General features: G+C 55.6%; 15 protein-coding genes. 2 read left to right on the plus strand and 13 right to left on the minus strand.

Annotated features, from left to right (window positions below):
- Window position 1 precedes the first annotated feature (1 nt).
- The 7 genes from N8H71_RS23130 to N8H71_RS23160 form a co-directional block, all read right to left on the minus strand.
- Window positions 2-712 carry an ABC transporter permease gene (locus tag N8H71_RS23130; protein WP_085683297.1) on the minus strand — a complete coding sequence of 237 codons (711 nt, stop codon included), beginning with the start codon at window positions 710-712 and terminating at the stop codon, window positions 2-4.
- Window positions 709-1437: an ABC transporter permease gene (locus N8H71_RS23135; protein WP_064593908.1), complete on the minus strand. Its 729-nt coding sequence runs from the start codon at window positions 1435-1437 to the stop codon at window positions 709-711. The genes N8H71_RS23130 and N8H71_RS23135 overlap by 4 nt, the downstream gene beginning before the upstream one ends.
- 56 nt (window positions 1438-1493) lie before the next feature.
- Window positions 1494-2276 (minus strand): transporter substrate-binding domain-containing protein, encoded by a 783-nt coding sequence (locus N8H71_RS23140; RefSeq protein ID WP_007955002.1) that lies wholly within the window; start codon window positions 2274-2276, stop codon window positions 1494-1496.
- A gap of 251 nt (window positions 2277-2527) precedes the next feature.
- Window positions 2528-4216 (minus strand): ATP-dependent DNA ligase, encoded by a 1689-nt coding sequence (locus tag N8H71_RS23145; protein ID WP_262195803.1) that lies wholly within the window; start codon window positions 4214-4216, stop codon window positions 2528-2530.
- Complete coding sequence (locus tag N8H71_RS23150; RefSeq protein ID WP_262195804.1) at window positions 4213-5247, minus strand: ligase-associated DNA damage response exonuclease; 1035 nt, start codon at window positions 5245-5247, stop codon at window positions 4213-4215. The genes N8H71_RS23145 and N8H71_RS23150 overlap by 4 nt, the downstream gene beginning before the upstream one ends.
- Window positions 5248-5435: 188 nt before the next feature.
- Window positions 5436-7886 carry a penicillin acylase family protein gene (locus tag N8H71_RS23155; RefSeq protein WP_262195805.1) on the minus strand — a complete coding sequence of 817 codons (2451 nt, stop codon included), beginning with the start codon at window positions 7884-7886 and terminating at the stop codon, window positions 5436-5438.
- Window positions 7887-8030: 144 nt separating this feature from the next.
- The gene (locus N8H71_RS23160; RefSeq protein ID WP_262195806.1) at window positions 8031-8675 is read right to left on the minus strand and encodes a glutathione binding-like protein; all 645 of its coding nucleotides are present in this window, start codon (window positions 8673-8675) and stop codon (window positions 8031-8033) included.
- Between the two features lie 147 nt (window positions 8676-8822).
- On the opposite strand from N8H71_RS23160, the gene N8H71_RS23165 reads away from it, so the two are divergent.
- Window positions 8823-9383, plus strand: a complete 561-nt coding sequence (locus N8H71_RS23165) for a cysteine hydrolase family protein (RefSeq protein WP_262195861.1) — start codon at window positions 8823-8825, stop codon at window positions 9381-9383.
- Window positions 9384-9529: 146 nt separating this feature from the next.
- Here N8H71_RS23165 and N8H71_RS23170 read toward each other — a convergent pair whose 3' ends face one another.
- Genes N8H71_RS23170 through N8H71_RS23180 form a run of 3 tightly spaced genes read right to left on the minus strand, consistent with a single transcriptional unit; the run spans window position 9530 to window position 10735 of the window.
- Complete coding sequence (locus tag N8H71_RS23170; RefSeq protein ID WP_007955014.1) at window positions 9530-9736, minus strand: SEC-C metal-binding domain-containing protein; 207 nt, start codon at window positions 9734-9736, stop codon at window positions 9530-9532.
- Between the two features lie 5 nt (window positions 9737-9741).
- On the minus strand, window positions 9742-10227 hold the full coding sequence (locus tag N8H71_RS23175) for an LEA type 2 family protein (protein WP_262195807.1): 486 nt from the start codon (window positions 10225-10227) through the stop codon (window positions 9742-9744).
- 31 nt (window positions 10228-10258) lie between these two features.
- Complete coding sequence (locus tag N8H71_RS23180) at window positions 10259-10735, minus strand: YchJ family protein (RefSeq protein ID WP_007955017.1); 477 nt, start codon at window positions 10733-10735, stop codon at window positions 10259-10261.
- A gap of 1536 nt (window positions 10736-12271) precedes the next feature.
- On the opposite strand from N8H71_RS23180, the gene N8H71_RS23185 reads away from it, so the two are divergent.
- A complete protein-coding gene (locus N8H71_RS23185; protein WP_262195808.1) occupies window positions 12272-13189 on the plus strand; it encodes a hypothetical protein in 918 nt (305 codons plus the stop codon).
- Between the two features lie 164 nt (window positions 13190-13353).
- Here N8H71_RS23185 and N8H71_RS23190 read toward each other — a convergent pair whose 3' ends face one another.
- The 3 genes from N8H71_RS23190 to N8H71_RS23200 form a co-directional block, all read right to left on the minus strand.
- Window positions 13354-15972 (minus strand): SIR2 family protein, encoded by a 2619-nt coding sequence (locus N8H71_RS23190; protein WP_262195809.1) that lies wholly within the window; start codon window positions 15970-15972, stop codon window positions 13354-13356.
- 558 nt (window positions 15973-16530) lie between these two features.
- Window positions 16531-16959, minus strand: a complete 429-nt coding sequence (locus tag N8H71_RS23195; RefSeq protein ID WP_279309689.1) for a response regulator — start codon at window positions 16957-16959, stop codon at window positions 16531-16533.
- 430 nt (window positions 16960-17389) lie between these two features.
- Window positions 17390-17707: a hypothetical protein gene (locus N8H71_RS23200; protein ID WP_262195810.1), complete on the minus strand. Its 318-nt coding sequence runs from the start codon at window positions 17705-17707 to the stop codon at window positions 17390-17392.
- Between the last annotated feature and the right edge of the window lie 30 nt (window positions 17708-17737).

The following is a 17737-nucleotide window of genomic DNA, read 5'->3' on the forward strand; positions in this document are numbered from 1 at the left end:
CCTAGTGGGTCGGGCCAAGGAAGGCCAGCCATCGGCGTTCGGCAAGGCGGAACAGGCCGACCAGCGCAAAGGTGATGGTCAGGTAGATCAGCGCGGCGATGCCGAACGACTGGAAGGTCAGGAAGGTCGCCGAGTTGGCGTCCCGCGCGACTTTCAGGATGTCGGGGATGGTCGCGGTGAAAGCCACGGTGGTCGAGTGCAGCATCAGGATCACTTCGTTGCTGTAGTACGGCAACGAACGGCGCAGCGCCGACGGCATGATTACGTAGGCATACAGCTTCCAGCCGGTCAGGCCGTAGGCCTTGGCCGCTTCGACTTCGCCGTGGTTCATGCTGCGGATCGCCCCGGCGAAAATCTCCGTGGTATAGGCGCAGGTGTTCAGGGCGAAGGCCAGGATCGTGCAGTTCATCGCATCGCGAAAGAAACTGTCGAGCACCGGTTGCGCTCGCACGGCGGCCAGGCTGTAGATCCCGGTGTAGCAGATCAGCAACTGGATATAGAGCGGCGTGCCACGGAACAGGTAGGTATAGAACTGCACCGGCCAGCGAATGTAGAAGTGCGGCGAGACGCGAGCGATCGACAGCGGAATCGACACGATGAAACCGAAGAAGATCGAGGCGCTGAGCAGCCACATCGTCATCGCAAGGCCAGTGATGTTCTGGCCGTCGGTATAGAGGAAGGCTTTCCAGTATTCCTGCAGGAGTTCGATCATCGTACGGCCTCCCGGGCACCGGCGGCGTAACGGCGTTCGAGCCAGCGTAGGATGAAATTCGAGGCACTGGTGATCAGCAGGTAGATCAACGCGGCGAGGACCAGGAAGTAAAACAGTTGATAGGTGCTTTTACCGGCGTCCTGCGCGGCCTTGACCAGATCGGCCAGGCCGATGATCGAAACCAGCGCGGTGGCCTTGAGCATCACCATCCAGTTGTTGCCGATGCCCGGCAGGGCGAAGCGCATCATTTGCGGGAACACCACGAAACGAAAGCGCTGGCCGCGCTTGAGGCCATAGGCGGTGGCAGCTTCGACCTGACCGCGCGGTACGGCGAGAATCGCCCCGCGAAAGGTTTCAGTGAAGTACGCGCCATAAATGAAGCCCAAGGTCAGGACCCCGGCGCTGAATGGGTCGATCTCGATGTATTCCCATTCCAGGTAATCGGTGAGCGTCGTCAGCCAGGTTTGCAGGCTGTAGAAGATCAGCAGCATCAGCACCAGGTCCGGCACCCCGCGAATCAGCGTGGTGTAGAGCTGGGCGGGCAGGCGCAGCAGTTTGACTTTTGACAGCTTGGCACTGGCGCCGAGCAGGCCGAGCAACACGGCCACCAGCAGCGACAACGCCGACAATTTGATGGTCATCCAGGTGCCTTCCAACAGCAAAGGACCGAAGCCCTTGAGGCTGAAGGCGGAGAGCCCCAGATTTTGTAAGAGGTTTTCGAACATAAATCAGCAACCTGACTGAATGAAAAAGGCGCCCATCGAGGATGGGCGCCGGGGCATTATTTGCCGCTGTACAGATTCAGATCGCCAAAGTGTTTCTTTTGAATCTCGGCGTATTTGCCATCATCGTGTAACGCTTTGATACCTTTATCCAAAAGCGCTTTCAGCTCGGTGTTACCTTTCTTAATACCGACAGCGGTCTTGGCTGGCAGCAAGTGGTTGTCGACCGGTTCGCTGACGGCGTAGTCGGCACCCTGTGGCGACTTCAGAAAGCCCAGTTCGGCCTGCAACATGTCCTGAATGCCCGCATCGAGACGGCCGGAAGTCAGGTCGGAATACACCTGGTCCTGATTCTGATAGGCCTGGGTTTTCACGCCAGCCTTGTCCAGCACGGCTTTGGCATAGGCTTCCTGGATGGTGCCTTGCTCGTAGCCGACGGTTTTGCCTTTCAGCGAGGCGACGTCGTCGGTGATGCCCGAACCTTTTTTCGACACGTAGGCCGTCGGGCCGGAGAACAGCTCGCTGGAGAAGTCGATGACTTTTTCGCGGGCTTCGGTAACGGTCATCGACGAGATCACACCGTCGAATTTATTGGCCTTGAGGCCCGGAATCATGCCGTCGAAGTCACTTTCGACCCATTTGCACTTGACCTTCAGCTCGGCGCAGATCGCGTTGCCCAGATCGATGTCGAAGCCAACCAGGCTGCCGTCTGCCGCTTTCGACTCGAACGGTGCGTAGGAAGGGTCAACGCCAAACCGCAGTTCTTTGTATTCCTTGGCCAGCGCGGAGCCGGCGGCCATGCACAACGCCAGTGCAGAAAGGGTCAGCAATGCTTTTTTCATTATTCAATCCCTAAGAACCAATATGAGCGCTTGTGGCGCGGAATGATTGTTACTGGAGCGCTTACGACTTATAGAAAGTAGCAATTTCCGAACCAGAGTCCCGAACAAGTGTTTTAAAAGGTGTAGGAAGTGCATGCCGGGGCCGGTCGGTGCACGAAAATGGGCGCGCCGGAAAAGCTGCACCAGGATGGTTCGGGGGATCATTCCCACGCGGAGCGTGGGAACGATCGGGGGAGGAGTGGGGGAAGGGGTCAGACCAGCAGGTTTTGCAAGGTCGCAAGGCTGTCGGCCTCGTCTACGGTCTTGTCCTGGCGCCAGCGCAACATGCGCGGGAAGCGCACGGCGATGCCGCTCTTGTGTCTGCGGGAGAGGGCGATGCCTTCGAAGCCCAGCTCGAACACCAGGCTCGGTTTCACGCTGCTGACCGGGCCGAATTTTTCCACGGTGGTTTTGCGCACGATGCTGTCGACTTCGCGCATTTCCGCGTCGGTCAGCCCGGAATAGGCCTTGGCGAACGGTACCAGCGCTCGCGCACTGGAGCCGGGCGGGCCGTCCCACACCGCAAAGGTGTAATCGCTGTAGAGACTGGCGCGGCGACCGTGGCCGCGCTGGGCGTAGATGAGTACCGCGTCGACGCTGAACGGATCGACCTTCCATTTCCACCACACGCCCATGTCCTTGGTGCGGCCGACGCCGTACATCGCGTCCCGGGCCTTGAGCATCATGCCTTCGACCCCCAGGCGCCTGGAGGCCTCGCGCTGGCGGGCGAGGTCGAACCAGTCGTCACCCGTCAGGATCGGTGAAGGCAGCAGCACCGGGTTGTTGCATTTGGCGATGACCTGCTCCATTTGCTCACGACGCCTGGCCTGTGGCTGGTTGCGCCAGTCTTCGCCCTGCCATTCGAGCAGGTCGTAGGCGAGTACCACCACCGGCGCGTCTTCAAGGATTTTCCGGTCCAGCGACTTGCGGCCGATCCGCTGTTGCAACAGCGCGAACGGTTGCACTGCTGGGGCTTCCGTCGATTGCGGATCGAACGCATCTTCGGTGACCGGGCGCTGGTTCTTCCAGACCACGATTTCGCCGTCGATCACCGTCCCGTCGGGCAAACCGTGCACCAGCGTATCGAGTTCGGGAAAGCGTTCGGTGACCAGTTCTTCGCCCCGGGACCAGATCCACAATTTCCCGTCGCGCTTGACCACCTGCGCGCGAATGCCATCCCACTTCCATTCCACCTGCCAGTGGCTGGCCGGCCCGAGCAGCGCGTCGAAGGTTTCCACCGGTTGCGCCAGCGCGTGGGCGAGGAAGAATGGGTAGGGCTGGCCACCGCGCTGGGCGTGTTCATCGCTGGATTCGGGAGCGATCAGTTTCAGGTAACTGGCGGCGTTCGGCCGATTGGACAGGTCGGTATAACCCACCAATCGTTGCGCCACGCGCTTGCTGTCCAGCCCGGCCATGGAAGCCAGGGCACGGGTTACCAGCAGTTTGGAAACACCGACCCGGAAGCTGCCGGTGATCAGTTTGATGCACAGCATCAGGCTCGGCCGATCCAGTTGCGCCCACAGCGCCGGCAGTTGGTGAGCGAGGTATTCCGGGGTTTCACCGCGCAGGGGCAGCAGTTTGTCTTCGATCCATTCGGCGAGCCCGGCCTCGGAGGTGTGCGGGTGTTCCGGCAGCACCAGCGAGATGGTTTCCGCCAGATCGCCGACCGCTTGATAGCTCTCCTCGAACAGCCACGGCGAAAGCCCGGACACCTCGACCGCGAGTTCCCGCAGGATCCGCACCGGCACCAGTTGCCGAGGTCGCCCGCCGGACAAAAAGTACACCGCCCACGCGGCATCCTGCGGTTGCGCCTGGGCGAAGTAGGTTTGCATGGCCGCCAGTTTGGCGTTGCTGGAGGTGGTGGCGTCTAGTTCGGCGTACAACCCGGCGAAGTCTTTCATGGTTGCACCTCGGCAACGGCGGGCGTGGCGGTGGAAAGCTCTTCTTCGTCGTCACCGTATTCAGTGTTGAAACCTTGTGCGTCCAGCCCCTGCTCGCGCAGGTGGCGCACCAGCACCCCAATCGAGCCGTGGGTGACCATCACTCGCTCGGCGCCGGTCTGTTCGATGGCCCACAACAGGCCGGGCCAGTCGGCGTGATCCGACAGCACGAAACCGCGATCGACCCCGCGCCGCCGACGGGTGCCGCGCAGGCGCATCCAGCCGCTGGCGAAGCTGTCGCTGTAATCGCCGAACCGGCGCATCCAGCTGCTTCCGCCGGCCGACGGCGGGGCGATGACCAGCGCCTGACGCATCATCGGGTCATTCTTTTTCACCTCGCCGGCGTAGATCGTTGGCGGCAGATACACGCCGGCCTCGCGGTACACCCGGTTCAGCGGCTCGACCGCACCGTGACTGAGGATCGGCCCGAGGGTTTCGTCGATGCCGTGGAGAATCCGTTGGGCCTTGCCGAACGAATAGCAGAACAGCACGCTGGCCTTGCCGGCCTCGATGTTGCCCTGCCACCACTGATTGATCTCGGCGAACACCTGGGCTTGCGGCTGCCAGCGGTAGATCGGCAGGCCGAAGGTCGATTCGGTGATGAAGGTGTGGCAGCGCACCGGTTCGAACGGCGCGCAGGTGCCGTCGGGTTCGATCTTGTAGTCGCCGGACGCGACCCAGACTTCGCCGCCGTATTCCAGCCGCACCTGGGCCGAGCCGAGCACATGGCCGGCGGGATGAAAGCTCAGGGTGACGCCGTGGTGGGTCAGGCGCTGGCCGTAATCGAGGGTTTGCAGGTTGATGTCCGCGCCCAGACGCGCGCGCAGAATCCCTTCGCCGGCGCTGGCGGCCAGGTAATGCTGGTTGCCGCCACGGGCATGATCGCCATGGGCATGGGTGATCACCGAGCGCTCGACGGGCCGCCATGGGTCAATGTAGAAGTCCCCGGCGGGGCAGTAGAGGCCCTCGGGGCGAGCGATAACAAGGTCCATGGCGTTACCGGAATGGAGGGGCTTGTTAGCTATGAGGTTGGCGCGAAGTCAGAAGTTCTATTGATTTTTCGGGGTTACACAAAATCAATGTGGGAGCCCGCCTGCTGGCGATGGCGGTTTGTCTGACACCTCATCTTCGATGTGCCACCGCTATCGCCAGCAGGCTGGTTCCCACAGGGGAGTCGCGCTTATTTTCCGGGAGTCAGGGTCAACCGCGTCTTGCCATACACCCGGTCAAAGTTCTGCGGCTGCATCGGTAGACCAATGTACTGGCCCTTGAGCCACGGATCGATGCCGTTCAGGTAGTTCGGACTCACCGGATTCCCGGATTGCCCCGTCCCGTTCTGCCCCATCAACGGTTCGCTCTGACCGAAGTCGACGATGAAACGCATCGACGGCGCACGCGTGGTGTTGAAGTCCTGGCCCCAGGCAAACGCCGCCGTGTTGAGGGTGGTGTGGTCGCCGCCCGCCGCGATTGGCCCGCGAACGGTCTGACCATTGGCATTCTTCCACTCGTAACGGTGCAGTTTGCCCCATTGCCAGGCTCGGCGATCACCACCCAACTGACTGTCGCCAGCGCTGATCGCTGCCGCCAGACTGCGGGCGAGGATCGCCGGTTTGTCTTCTTTTTGCGGGGTACGGGCGTCGTCCCAGAAAGGACTGTCTTCGCGGCCCAGCAAATGATCGGCCTGGGCGGCGTAGGACAAATCGCCACTGGCGATAAACGCTTTCCACGCCGGGCTGCCCTGCGGGCCTAGCTCGTCGAGGAAGATCTGCTTCATGCTTTCCTGCAGGAACAACTCGTAGATCACCGCGTCGGCGGAGGTCGGGCTGAGCTTGCCGTCGAACGTCATCAGACGTGTATAGGCTTCGCGCGCCTTACTACGCTCGGCTTCCGGCAGTGCGTCGATCGCCTGTTTCAGCGGCTGCGCCATGCCCGGTGCTTCGAACATTTTCTTCAGCTTGGCGGCGAAGGTGGTGGTCTGGTCGTACTGCATGGCGATCACACTGCGACCGTCATGCTTGCCGCTGCCAGCCAGTTCTGCCAAGCGCTCGCCACGCTCCGGGGCTGCCCAGGAATTGGACAGTTGCATGCCGTAGCCGTGAGGAATGACCCGCTGGTTGGCGGTGCCGAGCCAGCCTTGGGCCGGGTCCTGATCGTACGGGTGCAGCATCGGGTCGGCGTAACCGTCCCAGTCATAGCGACCTTCCCAGCCCGGCGACGGCAACAGACCTTCACCTTCACGACGGTTCGGGAATCGTCCGGTAACTTGCCAGCCAATGTTGCTGGCGTCGGCAAACACCAGATTCAGCGCGATGGCGCGGATTTCCCGGCTGGCGTCCGAGGCACGTTCAACGTTCTGGGCGCGGCTCAGGTCGAAAAACGCATCGAGGGATTTGTCATCGGTGAAGCTCGGCGTCTGCAAGGCCAGGCCGAAACCCGCGCCCTGAGCGGCAGCCTGGGTGCTGTTGAGCAGCGCGCCATGGCGGGTTTCGTACACCGCTTCGCGAATCGGCCGCTGGCCTTTGACGAAGTAGGTTTCGTTGCGCACGGCGACCGGTTGCCATTTGCCGTTGACCTCGTAGGTCAGGCTGCTGCCCTGACGACGGATTTTTTCCAGGAACAGGTCCTGGTTATCGCCGAGCACGCTGGTCAGGCTCCACGCCACCTTGCCGTTGAAACCGCCGAGCACCATCGGCAGACCGGCCACGGTCACGCCGGCGGCCTGGTATTTCGGAGCGCGGATCTGCACGAAACTCCACAGCGACGGCGCGGCCAGCGGGCCATGGCTGTCGCTGGCCAGCAGGCTCTTGCCGCTGCGGCTGCGTTGCGGGGCGATGGCCCAGTTGTTCGACGACTGACTGCCCAGCAGGTTGATGGCGGCCAGTTGTTCGCTGGCGTTGCTCAGCTCCGTCAGCCCCGGAATCTGCCCGTTGAGCTTGATGCCTTGCAGCTTGTCGGCTTCGGCCAGCGGCAGGTTTTCGTCGGGAGCGGACGGGGTCAGCCACGCGAGTTTGTCGTTGGTAACGGTCTGCGCCAGCACCAGCGAGGCAATTTCTTCCGGCAGGTTCGCCGACTGGCTGAAGTTCAGCAGGCAGAAGATCAGCGCCGAATCTTCCGGTTTCCAGTATTCAGGCTTGTAGCCGCTGGAAGCCAGATCCCCCGGCAGTTTGTCGGCGTAGCGGAACAGGTAGGCGTTGACGCCCCGGGCATAGACTTCGAAGAAACGCTTGAGCCGTGGCGACGAAGCCTTGTACAGCTCGCCGGCGCTTTTCTTCAGGTTGACGGCGCGCATGTAGCGGTCGGCGTCGAGCATCGACGCACCGGACATTTCCGCCAGACGACCTTGGGCCAGCAGGCGCAGGGTGACCATCTGATTGATCCGGTCGCTGGCATGCACGTAACCGAGGGCGAACAGTGCGTCGTGGAAGCTGTTGCTTTCAATCAGCGGCATGCCCATGGCATTGCGGCGTACCGAAACGTTCTGCGCCAGGCCCTTGAGCGGCTGCACACCGGAGGTCGGCGGGAGGGTGTCCTGGGCGTTCCAGGTCTGACAACCGGTCAGGCTCAGAACACCGGCCACTGCTGCGGCAACGCCGAACCGGGGAAGAAAATGTGAAAGGGCTGGCGAGGCCATGGCAAAGCTCCTGCGGGGGTGTAGAGGCTGGGGGCGCAATAAAGCCGCTACGTTAGTGAGCAGGAGGGGGCCGCGCAAGCGGGGCGAGCGGTTATTTCTTCCCGTTGATCGTTCCCGCGCACGGGAACGATCAGGCCGGGTGACTCAAGCCTTCGGCGGATTGATCTTCTGCACCAGCGCATAGGCCTTCACGGTCGCCGGGCGGTCTTTGATGTGGTTGAACCAGCGCTGCACGTTCGGGAAGTCTTCCAGGTTCTGGCTCTGCCACTTGTGCGAGACGATCCATGGGTAGATCGCCATGTCGGCGATGCTGTATTCGCTGCCGGCGACGAACTCGTTGTTGGCCAGTTGCTTGTCCAGCACCCCGTACAGGCGCGCGGTTTCATCGATGTAGCGCTTGATCGCGTAGGGGATTTTTTCCGGGGCGAACTGGCTGAAATGATGGTTTTGCCCGGCCATCGGCCCCAGCCCGCCCATTTGCCAGAATAGCCATTGCAGCGCCACCTGGCGGCCACGCAGATCCTTGGGCAGGAACTTGCCGGTCTTTTCGGCGAGGTACAGCAGGATCGCCCCGGACTCGAACAGCGACAACGGCTCGCCGCCATCGGCCGGCTCATGATCGACGATGGCCGGGATGCGATTGTTTGGCGCGATTTTCAGAAAGTGCGGCTGGAACTGCTCGCCCTGGCTGATGTTGATCGGGTGCACGTTGTAGCGCAAGCCCGCTTCTTCGAGGAACAGGGAAATCTTGTGGCCGTTGGGCGTGGTCCAGTAATACAGGTCGATCATGGAAAGCTCCAAATCAGGAAAATGGCTTACGTGCGGACAGCAAACGCCGGCTTCAGGTTGTCCCGTGTGCGTTCGATAGCTTGCTTAGGTACAGGAGGTGATGCTCAAGTACGGGAAATTCAATGACCCCGCGTGAGAAAAATCGCCATGGAGCTCAAGGCCAACGCTGCACTGATCATCATCGACCAGCAAAAGGGCATTCTGGAGCCGCGTCTGGGGCGGCGGAATAATCCGTCGGCCGAAGAGCGGATTCTTGATTTGCTGGGCTTCTGGCGACGCAGTGGGCGGCCGGTGATCCACGTGCAGCACCTCTCGCGCTCGCCGGAATCAGTGTTCTGGCCCGAGCAGTCAGGTGTGGAATTTCAGGACAGGTTTTTGCCGCAGGACGGCGAATGGCTGATCCAGAAACAGGTACCGGATGCGTTTTGTGCGACGGGGCTTGAAGCGAAATTGCGTGAGGCGGGGATCGGGCAATTGGTCATCGTCGGCGTGGCGACGAACAACTCGGTGGAATCCACGGCACGCACGGCGGGCAATCTGGGGTTTGACGCGTGGGTGGCGGAGGATGCGTGCTTTACCTTCGACAAGGCCGATTATTTCGGCACGTTGCGCTCGGCAGAGGAGGTGCATGCGATGTCGCTGGGGAACTTGCACGGGGAGTATGCGACGGTGGTCAGCAGTGCCGAGATTCTCGGGGTCGTCCGATAGGGATTTGTTATATGTGCTATCGCCATCGCTGGCAGGCCAGCTCCCACAGTGGAGTGCATTCCATCTGAAGGAACCGGATCCCAATGTGGGAGCGAGCCTGCTCGCGATGACGATCGATCAGGCGAAGAAAGTCTTCGCCCGAAACATCAAGCGCCGTGGCATTTCTTGAATTTCTTGCCGTTACCGCATGGGCAAGGGTCGTTGCGGCCAACGTCTTTCAGGGCGTTGCGCACCGGTTCCTGGTGGGCATGGCCGCAGTTCGGGCCGTGGACATGGCCATGGTCGTGATCATGGTGGTGATGGTCATGATCGTGGTTGCAGTCAGGGCCATGGACATGAGGTTGCTGGGTCATCGGGGTCACTCCGTAATCAAATCGGCGGGGATTATCACGCCATTGCGCGCCAGGTGCACGTAGTGAGCGATGAATAAACCGGTTTCCATCTCGCCCTCCAGTCGATAGGGAATCTGCTGGTTCGGGTTTTTCAGCATCTTCACCACCTCCTTCACCTTCGGCCACAGGTTGGTACGGATCGGCACCTTATAAAATTTGCTGCTTTTGGGGCTGACAGTGATCCAGTGTTCATGCTCGCCGTCGGCCAGCAGCATGTCGGCCAGATGCACACGGTATTCCAGGCCGCGCACGGTCAGGTCGCTGTCATTGGGGTTATCGATACGAAAATGCAGGATGAATTTCTGTTCCAGCAACTTGGCGCGCACCACTTCGACTTTCACCAGGTGCACGGCGGGGTCGAGGGAATCGTCGGTAAACCAGGACGCGCAGCCGCCGAGCCCCAGAAACACGAGCAGTGAGAAGATCTGGAATGTGCGCCAATGACCGAGCATGGTTTAACTCCCTTTGCCGCCCAGTCTAGCTTCAGCTGCCGAAATACCCCGCGCAGCATTTCTTGAACTTCTGGCCGCTGGCGCACGGGCAGGCGTCGTTGCGGCCCAGTTTCAGTTGTACGGTCGGGTCGATGAAGTACCAGCGCCCGGTGTTCTGCACGAACGACGAGCGCTCGCGGTGGCTGTGTTCGCCCTGACCGTCATGCCAGCGTGCGGTGAAAGTCACGAAGGCGTGTTCCGGCTGGCCCCCGAGGACTTCCGAGCTTTCCACGTCCAGGCCGAGCCAGGTGCTTTGGGCGCTCCAGTCGCTGATCGACTGGCGGTCCAGCCCCGCTTGCTGGGCGGGCAAAGTGGTCGCCACCAGGTAATCGATCAGGCCCAGCACATAGGCGCTATAGCGCGAGCGCATCAGGGCTTCGGCACACGGGGCCGGATGGCCGGCGTGATAGTGACCGCAGCAGGCATCCAGCAGATTGCCGCTGCCGCAAGGGCAAATGGCTGTACTCATTCGATCCGGAGCCTTGCTAACTGTTATATGTGTTTTATTTTCCATAAATCAGTCACTTACCGAAATTAACTTTTTTCACTTGTTCAGCTCATGTAGCAAATGAGCCATCAGCCTCATTGCAACTCCACGGCAGCCTCATCGAGTGTTTGTCAGAGGTGAAGCTTAGTCTATGAGGATCATGCTATACGGAATCGTCAAGGGCATTACATTCAAACTCCTCGTTTCAGATAACGGCGTTTTTAGTCCTACAGTGCTAATCAACCCGATTCCAATGCATTTGACCCAGGAGCTAAGAAGGGAGCCGTACGCGACAGTTAAAAACTTCGCAAGGTTTATCGCTGTACGGTCTACGGCGAAGAAAACCAGCAGAAGGGTACCCGGCAAGATGAAAGGAAAGGACGTAAACCAGTATGGGCACATAACTGAGGGCCTCTGTAAGGGGCTACAGTTTGACTCGCTGGTTGTCCGGCGCAAACCAAAAACCGGTTCAAAAAATCCGGTGGAATGGCGCCGGGAGGTGCTGATTACTAAGAGGCTTGTTCGCATCAGCCACAGAAGGGCCAGACATAACCCTCCAATGATGGCGAGCAACAATTTTACCGTGCGTGCTTTCGAACGGTCGCGCGGCGCGATAACCCGGTCTTTGCTCTGGAGGTTCAGAGCCAACTCACGATTTTCCATCTCCAGTTCGCGCTTCTCATCCAGCATTTGCCGCAATGTTTTCCCGGTTCAGGCTAAGAAAGGCATAGGTTTGATCTGCTGCCAGTGGCAAATGGATGGGGGAGATCTCGATTTCCGTCTTGACGAACTCAGGGTCGTATTAGAACAGACCCAGCGTTGTCTTCCTCTCAAAGCAAGTCGCCGCCAAAAGATTGTACAGATACACCTTCGCAGTAATCACTACTGAACCTCTCTTAGCAAATTTGTCCCTAGGCGGTGAAATTACCGTGCCCCCCGACCGAGCCTTGAGCGGTCAACCTCCCTGTTCGGGCCCAGGTGGCTCGTACCTGGGAAATTGCCCCCTGCTTGACCACCCGTTTGCGCTGTATATGACCCCCCATTTGCATTGGATCTGACCAGCTGTTTGCATGGGACGTGACCAGATGCTTTGAATGGATTCATCAGAGCATGAGAATTTTGCTCTCGGCCATATTCAGCTCACAGTTGAGTAATTGCACGAGGTTGCCCCCGATTTGCTTTCGACCTGACCAGTCATGTGCACCGTATTTGACCCGCAAGATTTGTGGAGACATGACCTGCAGAGAACGGCCAGAAGCTGACAATCATGACCGACCGCTTACGGCCAAAAGCGGACGTTCTGGAGCGACCGCTGTCGGCCAGAAGCAGCCATTGATCGAGCTCCTCGTCTGGCCGGCTGCTGTTTGCGGCTGAGGGCAGCAAGCGACCCAAGGCTGCCGCGGGATACCAACCGGGGTGACCCGCATGGAACGTCAACATGCTTCTACTTAGCTTTCAGGTGACTTTTATCTCTGTTCTGATAGATGATCCTAAATGGTCGGAGACGTGGAGAAGAACGTGGACGAGAGGATTTTGCAGCTAATTGGAGATGCTCAGTTCGAGCGTGAGCTCTACGAAGCCGCGACATTGAACCTGGAAGACCGCAGGAACAAGCTGCGGTTTCATAACTTCGCATTCGCTATGCGCGAGTTGGTGGGTCACACGCTGAAGCGACTTGCTCCAGATGCTGAGGTGAGAAAGTGCATATGGTGGCAGGAAAAGGCAGAAGGTGTTGTCCCGCAGGTAACTCGAGTCGAACGGTGTGTGTATGCAACGCAGGGCGGACTTTCCAATCACTACGTGCGGACGAAGCTGCGGCTTGACTTCGCTCAAGAGTTCAATGAACTTCGAGATGCCGTAATCCGTTTGAACGGTTACGTCCACATCACACCTGAAGTTTTCCAGTTGGAAGACGACGATATCGAGCACCTCGCACTGGAAACAACCGAAGCCGTCGCCGTTCTTATGGCATGCATTCAGGAATGCAGAGCCGCCGTTGGAGATCGGTTATCAAGTGCGATCAGTGATGCAACAGTCCAGCAGATTGTCGGGGAAAGCTTGGACGCTGTAGATGAGCTAGCCACGCACTATTCTCTCGAGCAAATCTATGTGGATTCGCATGAGGTGACCTGTATCACCTCGGAGACCGTACATATCAAAGTAAGCGGTAGCCTAGGCGTGACACTCCAGTGGGGTTCCAACTCTGATCTCAGAAGGGGCGACGGAGCCGAACTGGATGAATCCTTCGAATACACTTGCGAATTGACCTGTGAAGCGGCAAATCCAGATCCTGAGGCGCTTGAGTTCGTCGAAGACTCGTTGATGGTAGACACGGGTGACTGGCACGATCATGAGGATGAATGGAGCGCCCCTACAATAGATACCTTTCAGGATCCCGAGCCTCTCGACGCGACTGATATGCGGTCAGACTTCTAGATTCAGTTGTTTATATATCCCGCAAGAACGGCTGTTATGGGTCTATAGCTGCCTGCCACTGGTAACTGGCAGGCATCGGCCAAAAAGCCTCCTAAATCAACATCGAATTAGAAGGCTTCTTTACATTATTATTTAAAACAGTTAATGACCGTCATTCAGCGGGCCTACGCAACTCGATTGTCAGCTGTCATATCAGGAAAACACTCCGCTGAAATAGCAGGCCAGTCTTTGTATTTCTTAATAAGCCCCGGATCCTTTTCAAGCTGTTTTTTCATGAGCCTTTTAGCATCCGCATATTGATCAAGAATGGAAAATGCACAAAGTTTAACTTCGTCCGACTCGCTCAATCCAGCCAAGTTTCTGAGCGCAACAAGATTAAGTGTAGGGTGTGACAATTTCTTTGCAGCGACTTGCAAGTTTATTACAAAAGCTTCCGAGTCAAAGTCTTTCAGTTGATCAGTGTATTGACTGGCAAGAGCTATAACGGCTCTATAGTCCTCAGACTTCAGCAGTAAATATGTCCGTTTAGTGAGATAATTCTCAAGAGTCGCACCGTCTGCGAATGCACGCTCCAAACTTTGGCTCGCTAATTCAAATTCGCCTTCAAGCGTATAAATTTCACTCAGTGTTTCATAGTAATAACTATTTATCAGCTCGTATCTTTCTGTCTCAAGCTTTGTTCTTAACGTGCTAATTTCTTCTGAGTTAAACTCTATAGGTAGTTCTAAGATATCACCTATATACGCACCTAGCTCTCTCTGAGTTAGCAAGGACTCTAAGCCTTTTCTTGCAAGTGCCTCATCATTTTCAATTGAAAATAAGTACCTTATCTTTGCAAGGCTAATTTTAACGTGCTGATGAGCGTCAGGTGTGTAGGCTTGAAAAAATTTCCGTATTTTTTCTTTAAGATCCTTGTTTTCATCAATTCCGTACACATGTTCAAAAGCCTTAGCAATAACAACTCCCACACTGCTTTTTTTGTTCAATGAAGACTTGTTCATTAGCTCAACAAACAGATCTAACAAACCGGACAGCTCAGCTTTTTTGCAGCCGAAATCAAGTTGCGCCTCAAGTAATTCGATAGTTTGTTGATGTTCAGGATGCCGCGTTCTAGCAAGCTTAATTAAATCTGCTACTTCTTCCTTAATGCGTTTCCTTTCCTCTACATCCTTTGAACGATGGTAAAGCAACGAGAAAAGATCCATAGTTTTATCCCAGGCAGAGTTATCCAGGCTGGGATCGATAGTCAGACTTTTTTCCAGGTGTTCTCTTGCGAGCTTAACAAGCTTTTCATCAACGCCCCCACCCTGCATAATAATTCGAATTATCGTGTTGGCGGCATTGTTTCTTACGGATACACTGTAAGGATACTTCAGCACCAGCTCACTATAAAATCTATCTCGCTCAGCAAGCTTTTTGATTGATGCGGCTTTTTTCAAATGATAGCCGATGTTGTTGGGGTCTAGCTCAATAAGCTTATCGCACCAATAGGTAACTTTTTGATCGTCGCCGAGTTTTATATGTATCGTTATAAATTGTTCAATGTATATTTTTTTCTCTACAGCGTTGCTCGCCTTTAAATAATGAACATTGCACATTTCCAACGCATTGGCTAGATCAAGGCTCTCGGTCAATGACTGTATTTCCAAGAGATTGCGCACATCCTTCACGCCAAGACGAGACGACTCGTTTGTTTGTGATAGTTGCTTAATGAAACTTGATATGTCTTTCGAGTCGCCATCCTCTTTTATAGATAAAATCTCTTTCCCGATAACTTCATTTCTAGATAAGCCAAAGCTGTCATCAACTATCTGGCGAATTGTCATTTCCAACTTTGACTGTTTTGTGCTGGAATTCAGGTTCAATTCCTTGCCGATAGTTTGCGAATGTATCTCCGCAAACAGTTCATCAAATCCATCTATCAATACCGGATAAACTTTGTCTTTCCAAATGAGATTTCGTAAGTTATGGCACACTTCATCGCCTGGGCGTAAACACCAGTAGATACCGTTTTTTAGATAATTTTCTTGCTTAACCAAGAACTCTAAGACATCCATAATGGAACGATCACACCCAGAATACCCGACAACAATAAGCCCGTATTCTTTACAAAATTCTACAAACTTTTCTTTGGTATTTTGCTCCAGGGATTCCGTTTCTCTGAGAGTGCTTTTTATATCATCAAACAAATAGTCCCCATGCAATTTTACTATCTTCGGTCTTTTAGAGGTAATTGATACGGATCTAATTGAAGAGTCATGAGCACATACAATTGGCCTTTTATTTGAGAAGACATAAAAGGCTTCATTAATCAAGTCGTCAAAGTTTGTTGTAAATATCGTATTGAAATAGTTATAATCGACCAGCGAGACCAGGTATGAATAACCGATAGAAGGTAATTTGCTATCTACTTCCTGCTCAACAAAACGTCGTCTTTGTGTTGGAAGATCAAATTTTTTCTCGAACAACGAAGAGTAAGGATTGTCCGAGTTGTACCAGCTAGGATGCTCTTTTTCAAAATAATTCTTTGCCTGATGTGCATCTAGCGACTTGACTCTTTTGAATCGCTCATATAACTCATTAGCCCATTCATCGGTGAGCTGACCTGCAGTCCTTATGCCGGAGGTGACAGAAGCTCCAGCACCTAGAAAAATGCTGTAATTCGCCGGGCTACTTTCTTCTTTAGTTTTGATGTGACGTATAAGGTCCGTAACAGTCCTTAACTTATGTGTAAGCTCGCCAGCCTGTCCATCCTTATTTCCAAAAATGTCCTCTGCTTTCATTGCTACTCCTTATTATATTTATCTCAATTTCCGATCCACGAGACTTACATTTAAATGTTTTATGCAATCGCTTCTCAAATTTGTCGATTCGAAGCAGACAGTCCGATAGTGGCTATATGATGCCCTCGTGTCCACATGCTCTTAGCTCATTTCGAAATAACATTCTGAAAAATCACCATGACGGGGTATAAAAAAAGGGACTCTGTTTCTATGCGGGTCAATGATGACCGTTTGGAATCAGTGGTCGCGAAGACGATAAAGTTAGTCTTCTGGGCATTAATTGCCGCTGGTTGCCTTGGCAAGTCTTATCGCTTTCGGCCGAAAACTGAGCAGCCACTAGCGTCCGCTTATGGCCGAAAGCGGTCAGTCGGGAAGTTCGGCTATCGGCCAAAAGCAGACGCTTCCAACATTTCTGATGAAGCAGGCCGTCACTTAATCTCATTCGTTGAGAGCGCCCTACCAATACCACCCGATGACGTAGATAACTGCAACGACCCACAGAATGGTCAGTACCACATGAATTGTGGAAAAAGCAGCGTCGCTCATGGCATGCACCCTCTAGTCTGGTTGAACGATCAAAGGGAGCGGGTGATTGGGCTGGAGCTGAAGGACAGCTGCAATGCATGCCACCAATTGGTCTGGCGACCATGGCTTTTCCAGGTAGACCGTTTGACTAGGGAGAGACTCAGGGTCCAATGCGTAACCCGAGGTGAGTATCGCGCGCGTACATGGCCACTGATTTCTAACCATCGATAGAAATTCAGCGCCTTGAATTTTGCCCGGCAAACCGTAATCCACGATCACCATTGGGCAGAAGGCGTGAGGCGCTTGAAGGTACGTTAAGGCGTCGTCAGCGGTGGCGAAACTGGCAGATTGCGCACCTAACTCCGATAAAATATTGGACAACAGTAAGCGGATGATTGGATCGTCTTCGACGACTAAGATAGTGCCAGAAATGGGCGGCATCGCTTCCCAATTTGCGTTCATCGTAATGGCCCCAAGAATGGTAGGCCGCAGGTGCGACGAACGCTGACAATTATCAGCTTAGACCCATTTGTGCGAGCTCGCTACGGCAGCGAAGCGACGATTGCTTGAACAAGGAATGCGCGGAGTTCAAGCTCTAGAGGCGCTTGAGCGCGTCACAAATTACTTCCAGATCGTCCCAAGGCCGCCCCTGCTTAGCAGACTGCGAGCACCCGGGATCATGCATGAAGGGTTCTATCCGCTTCATCTCCGGTTGGCGAGCCTGGCATGTCTTGCAAAACACGACACCACCCGAAATTCGCCAGCGGGTATTCCATTCAATCAGGTCATCGCTAGCCGACATAAGCCACCGTTTTAGACTCTTCGCTCTCTTCTGGTTATAGCATTGTGATCGTAATTCTATGCTGAGAGTGACGAATGGCGTTCGGGCACCTCAACGACCGGCGAGCAGTTCAGGCTTTGGGAGCATCGTTACTACAGGAAAAGGTCGGGGGCGGTGATCGGTCGTTGCATCATCCGCAAAGTCCTCATTCACCAATCGAAGATGCTCAGTAGCTTCCTGGAATTTTTCCTCTGCCCTTTGGCGCAGGAGGTGGTATTGCTCAAAAGTATCGATATTGGGGTGGGCTTGACTGATCAGATCATGGGCTTGGGCGTTCAGCGCGTGCGCCTGCCGCACTATTCGCTCATTTTGTTCCAGAGCAAATTTACGACACGCACGGGCCTGGATCTGTTGAAGGCTGCTTTTCATGGAGCGATTTCCTTTGAGTTGGTTACTTAG

It is taken from the genome of Pseudomonas koreensis, assembly GCF_025447595.1.
GTDB classification, from domain to species: domain Bacteria; phylum Pseudomonadota; class Gammaproteobacteria; order Pseudomonadales; family Pseudomonadaceae; genus Aquipseudomonas; species Aquipseudomonas koreensis_H.